Below are 11,679 nucleotides of genomic sequence, written 5' to 3' on the forward strand. Positions count from 1 at the left end.
CGTCCTCCTCGCCCCGGCAACGGCTCTCCCCGGCTCCCGGAACCGGGGGAAGCACCGGGCGCCGCCCCTGAAGACGACTCCGTAACGCCGTCCGTCCTTGTGCCGGTCATCGTAGCCGCACCCCGCCCGTCGCCACACCCTGTCACCGCGATGTCACAGTGCACGTACCGGAAACGCGGTGGGAGACCAGAAGGTTCCCCGTATCCCGGCCTCTCACACCCCCTTGGCGACAGTCCGTCAGCGAGCACCCGGAAGCCCACGCGACACCACCCGGCGGACCCGCGTCACGGAGACGCCGTCCCCCGTAGCGGCCCGGCACCCTTCCCACACCAGGGCCGTGGCGCGAGGGGCGCTCCCCCGCACCACGGGCCCGCGACGCCGGGGGCGCTCCCCCGCGCCACGGCCCCGGGCACGGAAGCGCACCCCCGCGCACCACGGCCCGTGCGGCGTCACTCCCCCCGCATCCACTGCTCCATCACGGACAGCAGGTGATCGGGATCGACCGGCTTCGTCACATAGTCCGAGGCACCCGACTCGATCGCCTTCTCCCGATCGCCCTTCATCGCCTTCGCCGTCAGCGCGATGATCGGCAGCCCCGCGAACTGCGGCATGCGCCGGATCGCGGTCGTCGTCGCGTATCCGTCCATCTCGGGCATCATGATGTCCATCAGGACGATCGTCACATCGTCGTGCTGCTCCAGGACTTCGATGCCCTCCCGCCCGTTCTCCGCGTAGAGCACCGCCAGTCCGTGCTGCTCCAGGACGCTGGTGAGCGCGAAGACGTTACGGATGTCGTCGTCGACGATGAGCACCTTCTCGCCGGAGAAGCTGAAGGTACGGCGCGGCTCGGGCTCCACCTCCTGCTCCGCCCGGCCTGCCGCGATCTGCTGCCCGGACTGCCCCGGCACCGCCGTCCGCGCCCCGGTCGCCTCCGCGGCCGCCTTCCGCCGGTGCCGGAACAGCGCCCCGGCCCCGGACCGCGCCTCCGTCCGTACGGGCGGCGGCGGGAAGTGCGGGAACGGGTGGACGGCCCCGGCCGCCCCCTCCTCGATGCCGTGCTGCGGGTCGTCGGCGTCCTGCGCCCCCTGCCCGTAGGCGCCCGACGGCAACTCCGTCGGGCTCAGTGGCAGATAGAGCGTGAACGTCGAACCGCGGCCCGGCTCGCTGGCCGCGAAGATCTCGCCGCCGAGCAGCCGTGCGATCTCCCGGCTGATCGAAAGCCCCAGACCCGTACCGCCGTACTTCCGGCTGGTCGTACCGTCGGCCTGCTTGAACGCCTCGAAGATGACCCGCATCTTGCTCGCGGCGATCCCGATCCCGGTGTCGGTGACCGAGAACGCGATCAGATCGGCCTCCGGATCGCGCAGCGACCCGGCTTCCAGGAGCTGCTCGCGGATCGACTGCGGCACATCGATGCCGGCCGGCCGGATGACCAGCTCCACCGCGCCCGTGTCGGTGAACTTCACCGCGTTGGACAGGAGGTTGCGCAGCACCTGGAGCAGCCGCTGCTCGTCGGTGTGGAGCGTGGCCGGCAGCTCGGGCGAGACCCGCACCGAGAAGTCGAGCCCCTTCTCCGCCGTGAGCGGCCGGAAGGTCGCCTCCACGTAGTCGACGAGCTGGACGAGGGCGATCCTGGTCGGCGAGACGTCCATCTTGCCCGCCTCGACCTTGGACAGGTCGAGGATGTCGTTGATCAGCTGGAGCAGATCCGAACCGGCGCCGTGGATGGTCTCCGCGAACTCGACCTGCTTCGGCGTCAGATTGGTCTCGGCGTTGTCCGCGAGCAACTTGGCGAGGATCAGCAGCGAGTTGAGCGGGGTGCGCAGCTCGTGCGACATGTTGGCCAGGAACTCGGACTTGTACCGCATGGAGACCGCGAGCTGTTCGGCCCGCTCCTCCAGGACCTGCCGGGCCTCCTCGATCTCGGTGTTCTTCACCTCGATGTCGCGGTTCTGCCGGGCGAGGAGCTCGGCTTTCTCCTCCAGTTCCAGGTTGGAACCCTGGAGTTCCTTCTGCCGGTGCTCCAGCTCGGCCGAGCGCTCCTTGAGCTGCTCGGTGAGCTCCTGCGACTGCTGGAGCAGCACCTCGGTCTTGGTGTTGACGCTGATGGTGTTGACGGTGGTCGCGATCAGCTCGGCGATCTGGTTGAGGAAGTCCCGCTGGATCTGGGTGAACGGCTGGAAGGAGGCCAGCTCGATCACGCCGAGGACCTTGCCCTCGAAGAGGACCGGAAGGACGATCACGTGCGCCGGTGAGGCCTCGCCGAGCCCGGAGGAGATCTTCAGATAGCCGGGCGGCACATGGAGCTGGATGGTCCGCTTCTCGTCGGCCGCCGTCCCGATGAGCGTCTCCCCGGGCCGGAACGAGGTCGGCATGGACCCGGTGGAGTAGCCGTAACTCCCGCGCATCCGCAGCTCGTACGAGCCGTCGCCCCCACCGACGAGTTCGGCGTCGTTGTGGGCGGAGCCGGTCGGTACGGCCACGAAGAAGGCGCCGTGCTGGGCGGAGACCACCGGCGTCAGCTCGCTCATGATGAGCGAGGCCACGTCGTCGAGGTCCCGGCGGCCCTGCATGAGGCCGGAGATGCGGGCCAGGTTGCTCTTGAGCCAGTCCTGCTCGTCGTTGGCGAGGGTGGTGTCGCGCAGGTTGGCGATCATCGTGTTGATGTTGTCCTGGAGCGCTTGGATCTCGCCGGCCGCGTCCACACCGTCGATCTTGACGTTGAGGTCGCCGCGGGTCACCGCGGTGGCGACGGCCGCGATGGCCCGCACCTGCCGGGTGAGGTTCCCGGCCATCTCGTTCACGGACTCGGTCAGATCGCTCCAGGTGCCCTCCACGTCCCGGACCCGGGCCTGGCCGCCGAGCTGACCGTCGGTGCCCACCTCGCGGGCCACCCGGGTGACCTCCTCCGCGAAGTTCGACAGCTGGTCGACCATCGTGTTGATGGTGTTCTTCAGTTCCTGGATCTCACCGCGCGCGTCGATGTCGATCTTCTTGGTGAGGTCGCCCTTGGCGATGGCGGTGGTGACGGCGGCGATCTGCCGCACCTGACCGGTGAGGTTGTCGGCCATCGAGTTCACCGACTCGGTGAGGTCCTTCCAGGTGCCCGAGACACCCGGCACCCGGGCCTGGCCGCCCAGTTCGCCCTCCGTACCCACCTCACGCGCCACGCGGGTGACCTCGTCCGCGAAGGACGACAGGGTCGTCACCATCGTGTTGACGGTCTCGGCGAGTTCGGCGACCTCGCCGCGCGCCTCGACCGTCACCTTCTTCGTCAGGTCGCCGTTGGCCACGGCCGCCGACACCCGGGAGATGTTCCGCACCTGACTGGTCAGGTTGTTGGCCATCAGGTTGACGTTGTCGCTGAGGTCCTTCCAGGTGCCGGTGACGCCACGGACCCGCGCCTGGCCGCCGAGGATGCCCTCCGTACCCACCTCACGGGCCACGCGCGTGACCTCGTCCGCGAAGTTCGACAGCTGGTCGACCATCGTGTTGACGGTCGTCACCAGCTCCAGGATCTCGCCCCGGGCGTCGACCGTGATCTTCTTCGAGAGGTCGCCCTTGGCGACCGCCGTGGTGACCTCGGCGATGTTCCGCACCTGGATGGTGAGGTTGTTCGCCATGAAGTTCACGGACTGGGTGAGGTCCTTCCAGGTGCCGGAGACCCCCTGCACCTCGGCCTGACCGCCCAGAATGCCCTCGGTGCCCACTTCGCGGGCCACTCGGGTCACCTGCTCGGCGAAGTTCGACAGCTGGTCCACCATCGTGTTGAGGGTGTTCTTCAGCTCCAGGATCTCGCCGCGCGCGTCCACGTCGATCTTCTGCGACAGGTCACCGCGGGCGACCGCCGTGGCGACCTGCGCGATGTTACGGACCTGGGTGGTGAGGTTCCCGGCCATGCCGTTCACCGAGTCCGTCAGGTCACGCCACACACCGGCCACACCGGGCACCTGCGCCTGACCGCCGAGCCGCCCGTCCGTGCCCACCTCGCGGGCCACCCGGGTCACCTGCTCGGCGAACGCGGAGAGCTGGTCGACCATCGTGTTGATGGTGTTCTTCAGCTCCAGGATCTCGCCGCGCGCGTCCACGTCGATCTTCTGCGACAGGTCACCACGGGCCACGGCCGTCGTCACCTGCGCGATCTGCCGCACCTGCGAAGTCAGGTTGCCGGCCATGAAGTTCACCGAGTCGGTGAGCTCCCGCCAACGCCCCGACACACCGTCCACCCGCGCCTGACCGCCGAGCCGGCCCTCGGTGCCCACGTCCCGGGCCATCCGGGTCACCTGGTCCGCGAACGACGACAGCTGCGACACCATGGTGTTGACGGTGTTCTTGAGCTCCAGCATCTCGCCGGCCACGTCCACGGTGACCTTCTGCGACAGGTCGCCGTTGGCGACCGCCGTCGTCACCTGCGCGATGTCGCGCACCTGACCGGTCAGGTTCCGGAAGGCCGTGTTCACCGAGTCCGTGAGGTCCTTCCAGGTCCCCGCCGCGCCCGGCACCTCGGCCTGACCGCCGAGCAGACCCTCGACACCGACCTCCCGGGCCACCCGGGTCACCTCGGAACCGAAGGCCGACAGCTGGTCCACCATCGTGTTGACGGTGTTCTTCAGCTCCAGCATCTCGCCGGCCACGTCCACGGTGACCTTCTGCGACAGGTCGCCGTTGGCCACCGCCGTCGTCACCTGCGCGATGTCACGCACCTGCGTGGTGATGTTCCGGAAGACCGTGTTGACGGAGTCGGTCAGGTCCTTCCACGTCCCCGCCGCCCCCGGCACCTGCGCCTGCCCGCCGAGCAGGCCCTCCGCGCCGACCTCGCCCGACACCCGGGTGACCTCGTCGGCGAAGATCCGCAGCGTCTTCGTCATCTGGTTGATGGTGTCCGCCAGCTGCGCGATCTCACCGCGCGCCGACACCCGCACCTTCTGCGACAGGTCGCCGTTGGCGACCGCCGTGGTCACCTCGGCGATGCCCCGCACCTGGTTGGTCAGGTTGCCCGCCATCGTGTTGACGGAGTCCGTGAGGTCCTTCCACACACCGGCGACCCCGGCCACCTCGGCCTGACCGCCGAGCTCGCCCTCCGTACCCACCTCGCGGGCGACACGGGTCACCTCGGAGGAGAACGACGACAGCTGGTCCACCATCCGGTTGACGGTGTTCTTCAGCTCCAGCATCTCGCCGGCCACGTTCGCCGTGACCTTCTGCGACAGATCACCGTCGGCCACCGCGGTCGTCACCAGGGCGATGTCCCGCACCTGGGCCGTCAGCCGGTTCGCCATCGTGTTGACCGAGTCCGTGAGGTCCTTCCACGAACCGGACACGCCACGCACCTGCGCCTGCCCGCCCAGCTTGCCGTCCGTACCCACCTCGACGGCGACCCTGGTCACCTCGGAGGCGAACACCGACAGCTGGTCGACCAGGTTGTTGACGGTACGGGCGACCTTCAGGAACTCCCCGCGCAGCGGCCGGACCGTCCCGTCGGCACCCTCCGAACGCAGGTCCATCCGCTGTTCCAGATCACCCTCGGCCACGGCCGAGAGCACCCGTCCCACCTCGGACACGGGCCGGGCCAGATCGTCGACGAGCGCGTTCGCGGCCTCGATCGCCGCAGCCCACGCCCCCTCGGTGGCGCCCGCCTCCAGCCGCTCGGACAGCTTGCCCTCGCGTCCCACCACCCGGCGGACCCGCGACAGCTCCCCCGTCACATGCATCTGCCGGTCGGCGACCTCGTTGAACACGGCGGAGATCTCCGCCATGACCCCGTCGCCGGACACCGTGAGCCGCCTGCGAAGGTTCCCGTCCCGCATGGACACCAGTGCGGCCAGCAGCCGCTCCAGCGCCGCCGCGTCCACTTGCACCGTCCCCCCACGGGAACGCCCGCCCCTCGCGCGCGTACCGCTGCCTCCGCCGCGTCGCGCCGCCGTGCCAGGTTCCACCGTGTCCCTCCCGAAAGGGGTCGACCGTACCGCTCCGGCTTCCGCCGGTAGCCTGCCCAGTGTTTCACCGCCACCGAACCAGGCGATAACAGTTCGGCAGCTTCGCACAGCGTCCCTACCCCCTGGGGACGGATTCAGCGATGACCGGCATCCGCTCGGACAGCGAAGGTAAGTAACCTGGCTTCCGGCTGTCCAACCGCCCCGGTCCGCCCGGCGGGGGCGGTGTGGTGCGCGTACGACCACCGGGCAGCGGGAGGGACAGACCGAGCATGGCAGAGCCGGGCGTCGAGACGCGTACGAGGAGTGCTGTGATCACCGCGCGGGCGACTGCCAGCTTCGAGCCCGTCGGGCGGTCCGTCGCGGCCGCCCGCGCCTTCGTCCGGGACACCCTCCAGGGCTGGGGACACCCCGAACTCGTCGACGACGCCGTCGTCCTCACCAGCGAGCTCGTCACCAACGCCGTCATCCACGCCGGCACCTCCGCCGAAGTCCTCTGCCTCCGCGCCGACGACAGCATCCGCGTCGAGGTCGCCGACCGCTACCCCGAGCGCGAGATCCCCGTCCAGAGCGGCCGCACCTTCGGCAGCCCCGACCGCGAGAACGGCCGCGGCCTGCTGCTCTGCGCGGCCCTCGCCCACCGCTGGGGCGTCGACTACTCCCCCACCCGCAAGCACGTCTGGTTCCACCTCGACCTCGCCCAGCGCCCGGTCGGCACCCGCTCCGCGGGCCCCGTCCTCCCCGACGCCCTCCTCCCGGTCACCGACAGCCGCGTCCGCGTCGCCGTCGTCCAGATCGACCGCGGCGGAGCGATCACCGCCTGGAACGAGGACGCGGACGAACTCTTCGGATACGCCTCCGAGCAGGTCACCGGCAAACCCCTCGGCGACCTCGCCGCCTGGCCCCACACCCCCGGCATCGGCACCGGCCTCGCCGAGGCCCTCCGCCTCTCCCGCTGGGAGGGCAGCTACGGCATCCGCTGCGCCGACGGCCGCGTCATCCCCGTGTACGCCGCACACCTCCGGGTCCGCGACACCCAGGGCGAACCCTCCACGGTCTGCCTCCTGGTTCGCGAGCACGAGCGGGCCGTCCTCCAGACCCCGCAGCGCCCCGCGGCCGAGCCGGGCTCCGAGAGCCGCACCGCCGACCCCTTCGAGGTCTTCATCGGCTCCCCGGCCCCCGACGACCTCGACGGCCTCCTCCAGCGCACGGTCGAACGCGCCCGCGACATGCTCGACGGCGACGCCGCCTTCCTCCTCCTCGCCACCGACGACGAGACGGAACTGGAGGTACGGGCGACCACCGGCCTCCCGGCAGCCCGCCAGCGCTTCGCCCGCGTCCCCGTCGAGACCGGCGCCAGCCGCTACGGTTCCGCCCGCATGCCCGCCGTGCACGAGGACCTGGCCGCCGTCCCCGGCGCCGTCCCGCTCCTCGAAGGCACCGGCATGCGCTCGGTGGTCACCGTCCCCCTCAAGGTCGAGGGCCGGCTCACCGGCTCCCTCGGCGTGGCCGCCGAGACCGCGAACCGCTACTCGAACGAAGAGGCCCTCCGCCTCCAGTTCGCCGCCGACCGCATCGCCCTGGCCGTGGAGTCCGCCCGCCTCGGCGAACTCGAGCGCCTGCGCCGCGGCTCCCTCAGCTTCCTCGTCGAGGCCTCCGACCTGCTGGCCGGCACCCTCGACCGCGACCAGACCCTGGCCCTGATGGCCCAGATGACGGTCCCGACCCTCGCCACCTGGTGCGCGGTCTACACGATCGCCGACCAGGCCTCCGACCCGTACCTCTCGTACGTGCTCCACGAGGACGAGGACCGCATCGACGGCCTCAAGGACCTGCTCTCCTCCATTTCCCCGCCCGACCCGGTGCCGACCCCCGGCGCCCGCGTCTGGACGGCGCCGGGCGACGCCGCCCACCGGGCCGCGCTCACCGCCTCGGTCCGCGCCCTCGACCACCCCACGAGCCCGCTCTCCTCCGGCATCGACACCACCCTGGCCACCGCGACCGCGGTCGCCGGCGAGACGGTCGTCCTGCCCCTGGTCGCCCGCAACCGCGTCATCGGCATGCTGACCCTGGGCAGGCCCTCGGAGGACCACTTCCGCCAGGAGATCCTGGAGCTCGCCGAGGACCTTTCCCGCCGGGCCGCCCTGGCCCTGGACAACGCCCGCCTGTATTCGGAGCGCGTGGCGATCAGCCAGTCCCTCCAGCGCAGCCTCCTGCCGCCCGGCCTCCCCCACATCCCGGGCGTCGAGGTCGACGTGATCTACCGCGCGGCCGGCGAGGGCAACGAGGTCGGAGGCGACTTCTACGATCTCTTCCCCATCCGCGACGGCGCCTACGGCTTCGCCATCGGCGACGTCTGCGGTACGGGCCCGGAGGCGGCCGCCGTCACCGGCCTGGCCCGCCACGCACTGCGCCTCCTGGCCCGCGAGGGCTTCGGCGGCCCGGCCGTCCTGGAACGGCTGAACGCGGCGATCCTCGACGAGGGCGCCCGCAGCCGCTTCCTCACCCTCCTGTACGGCGAGATGCGCCCGCAGGACGACGGCTCCGCGATCCTCAAGGTCGTCTGCGCCGGCCACCCGCTCCCCCTCCGCCTCCGCCCGGACGGCTCGGTGAGCCCCGCGGCCGAACCGCAGCCGCTCCTCGGCGTCATGGAGGACCTCGAGCTGTACGAGCAGACGATCACGCTCGACCCGGGCGACGTCCTCCTCTGCGTCACGGACGGCGTGACGGAACGCCGCGAAGGTACCCGCATGCTCGGCGACGACGGTCTGGCCGAGGTCCTCAAGACCTGTACGGGCCTGACGGCCGGCGCGGTCGCCTCCCGAGTGCTGCGCGCGGTGGAGCGCTTCGCCCAGGCCCCCGCCTCCGACGACATGGCCATCCTGGCGATGCGCCTCCGGGAGCCCGACGACCGCTGACAGCGTCCCGGCGATCCCCGAAAGGGGGTCGCCGGCCACAGCTGCCCGCCCAGGGAAACGACGGGACCGCCGAGAACGACGAGAGCGACGGGAACGCAAAAAGGCCCCCGCCACAAGGCGGGGGCCTTCTTACTTGGAGCCCTTTAACGGAATCGAACCGTTGACCTTCTCCTTACCATGGAGACGCTCTACCGACTGAGCTAAAAGGGCGGGTGTTCGGCGGCGTCCTACTCTCCCACAGGGTCCCCCCTGCAGTACCATCGGCGCTGAAAGGCTTAGCTTCCGGGTTCGGAATGTAACCGGGCGTTTCCCTAACGCTATGACCACCGAAACTCTATGAAGTTGACCAACCGGATATCGGCACGGTTCGTTACTTCAGAACTAACACAGTGGACGCGAGCAACTGAGGACAAGCCCTCGGCCTATTAGTACCGGTCAGCTCCACCCATTACTGGGCTTCCACATCCGGCCTATCAACCCAGTCGTCTACTGGGAGCCTTACCCTCTCAAGGAGGTGGGAATACTCATCTCGAAGCAGGCTTCCCGCTTAGATGCTTTCAGCGGTTATCCCTCCCGAACGTAGCCAACCAGCCATGCCCTTGGCAGGACAACTGGCACACCAGAGGTTCGTCCGTCCCGGTCCTCTCGTACTAGGGACAGCCCTTCTCAATATTCCTGCGCGCGCAGCGGATAGGGACCGAACTGTCTCACGACGTTCTAAACCCAGCTCGCGTACCGCTTTAATGGGCGAACAGCCCAACCCTTGGGACCGACTCCAGCCCCAGGATGCGACGAGCCGACATCGAGGTGCCAAACCATCCCGTCGATATGGACTCTTGGGGAAGATCAGCCTGTTATCCCCGGGGTACCTTTTATCCGTTGAGCGACGGCGCTTCCACAAGCCACCGCCGGATCACTAGTCCCGACTTTCGTCCCTGCTCGACCCGTCGGTCTCACAGTCAAGCTCCCTTGTGCACTTACACTCAACACCTGATTGCCAACCAGGCTGAGGGAACCTTTGGGCGCCTCCGTTACCCTTTGGGAGGCAACCGCCCCAGTTAAACTACCCATCAGACACTGTCCCTGATCCGGATCACGGACCGAGGTTAGACATCCAGCACGACCAGAGTGGTATTTCAACGGCGACTCCACCATGACTGGCGTCACGGCTTCAAAGTCTCCCACCTATCCTACACAAGCCGAACCGAACACCAATATCAAACTGTAGTAAAGGTCCCGGGGTCTTTCCGTCCTGCTGCGCGAAACGAGCATCTTTACTCGTAGTGCAATTTCACCGGGCCTATGGTTGAGACAGTCGAGAAGTCGTTACGCCATTCGTGCAGGTCGGAACTTACCCGACAAGGAATTTCGCTACCTTAGGATGGTTATAGTTACCACCGCCGTTTACTGGCGCTTAAGTTCTCAGCTTCGCCCTGTCGAAACAGAGCTAACCGGTCCCCTTAACGTTCCAGCACCGGGCAGGCGTCAGTCCGTATACATCGCCTTACGGCTTCGCACGGACCTGTGTTTTTAGTAAACAGTCGCTTCTCGCTGGTCTCTGCGGCCACCCCCAGCTCACGGAGTAAATCCGATCACCAGACGTGGCCCCCCTTCTCCCGAAGTTACGGGGGCATTTTGCCGAGTTCCTTAACCATAGTTCACCCGAACGCCTCGGTATTCTCTACCTGACCACCTGAGTCGGTTTAGGGTACGGGCCGCCATGAAACTCGCTAGAGGCTTTTCTCGACAGCATAGGATCATCCACTTCACCACAATCGGCTCGGCATCAGGTCTCAGGCTATGTGCTGTCCGGATTTACCTGGACAACGCCCTACACCCTTACCCCGGGACTACCACCGCCCGGGTTGGACTACCTTCCTGCGTCACCCCATCGCTTACCTACTACCACCTTGGGTCAGCGGCTCCACCACTTTCCTTTCCCCGAAGGGTCCGGAACGGCTTCACGGCCTTAGCATTAATGGGCTCGATATTGGGCGTTTCAAAGCGGGTACCGGAATATCAACCGGTTGTCCATCGACTACGCCTGTCGGCCTCGCCTTAGGTCCCGACTTACCCTGGGCAGATCAGCTTGACCCAGGAACCCTTAGTCAATCGGCGCACACGTTTCTCACGTGTGTATCGCTACTCATGCCTGCATTCTCACTCGTGAACCGTCCACAACTCGCTTCCGCGGCTGCTTCACCCGGCACACGACGCTCCCCTACCCATCACAGCGGGCGTTGGCCCTATTGCTGCAATGACACGACTTCGGCGGTACGCTTGAGCCCCGCTACATTGTCGGCGCGGAATCACTTGACCAGTGAGCTATTACGCACTCTTTCAAGGGTGGCTGCTTCTAAGCCAACCTCCTGGTTGTCTCTGCGACTCCACATCCTTTCCCACTTAGCGTACGCTTAGGGGCCTTAGTCGATGCTCTGGGCTGTTTCCCTCTCGACCATGGAGCTTATCCCCCACAGTCTCACTGCCGTGCTCTCACTTACCGGCATTCGGAGTTTGGCTAAGGTCAGTAACCCGGTAGGGCCCATCGCCTATCCAGTGCTCTACCTCCGGCAAGAAACACACGACGCTGCACCTAAATGCATTTCGGGGAGAACCAGCTATCACGGAGTTTGATTGGCCTTTCACCCCTAACCACAGGTCATCCCCCAGGTTTTCAACCCTGGTGGGTTCGGTCCTCCACGAAGTCTTACCTCCGCTTCAACCTGCCCATGGCTAGATCACTCCGCTTCGGGTCTTGAGCGCGCTACTGAATCGCCCTATTCGGACTCGCTTTCGCTACGGCTTCCCCACACGGGTTAACCTCGCAA

2 protein-coding genes, 1 tRNA gene and 2 rRNA genes (1 of these 5 running past the window's edge) are annotated in these 11,679 nt (G+C 67.5%); 1 reads left to right on the forward strand and 4 read right to left on the reverse strand.

Annotation, left to right across the window (positions count from 1 at the left end; translation table 11 throughout):
* Positions 1–449 precede the first annotated feature (449 nt).
* Complete coding sequence (locus tag OG259_RS11795) at positions 450–5,936, reverse strand: HAMP domain-containing protein (protein ID WP_266897362.1); 5,487 nt, start codon at positions 5,934–5,936, stop codon at positions 450–452.
* Between the two features lie 269 nt (positions 5,937–6,205).
* Here OG259_RS11795 and OG259_RS11800 point away from each other — a divergent pair, with 269 nt between their 5' ends.
* Positions 6,206–8,851 carry a SpoIIE family protein phosphatase gene (locus tag OG259_RS11800; RefSeq protein WP_328942242.1) on the forward strand — a complete coding sequence of 882 codons (2,646 nt, stop codon included), beginning with the start codon at positions 6,206–6,208 and terminating at the stop codon, positions 8,849–8,851.
* 134 nt (positions 8,852–8,985) lie between these two features.
* Here the strand turns inward: OG259_RS11800 and OG259_RS11805 are convergent.
* From OG259_RS11805 to OG259_RS11815, 3 genes are all read right to left on the reverse strand, one after another.
* A tRNA-Thr gene (locus tag OG259_RS11805) sits at positions 8,986–9,061 on the reverse strand.
* Between the two features lie 4 nt (positions 9,062–9,065).
* A 5S ribosomal RNA gene (rrf, locus tag OG259_RS11810) occupies positions 9,066–9,182 on the reverse strand.
* A 74-nt stretch (positions 9,183–9,256) separates the two neighbouring features.
* Positions 9,257–11,679: ribosomal RNA gene (locus OG259_RS11815) — 23S ribosomal RNA — on the reverse strand (it continues 696 nt past the right edge of the window).

This window comes from Streptomyces sp. NBC_00250 (assembly GCF_036192275.1).
Taxonomy (GTDB): Bacteria; Actinomycetota; Actinomycetes; order Streptomycetales; family Streptomycetaceae; genus Streptomyces.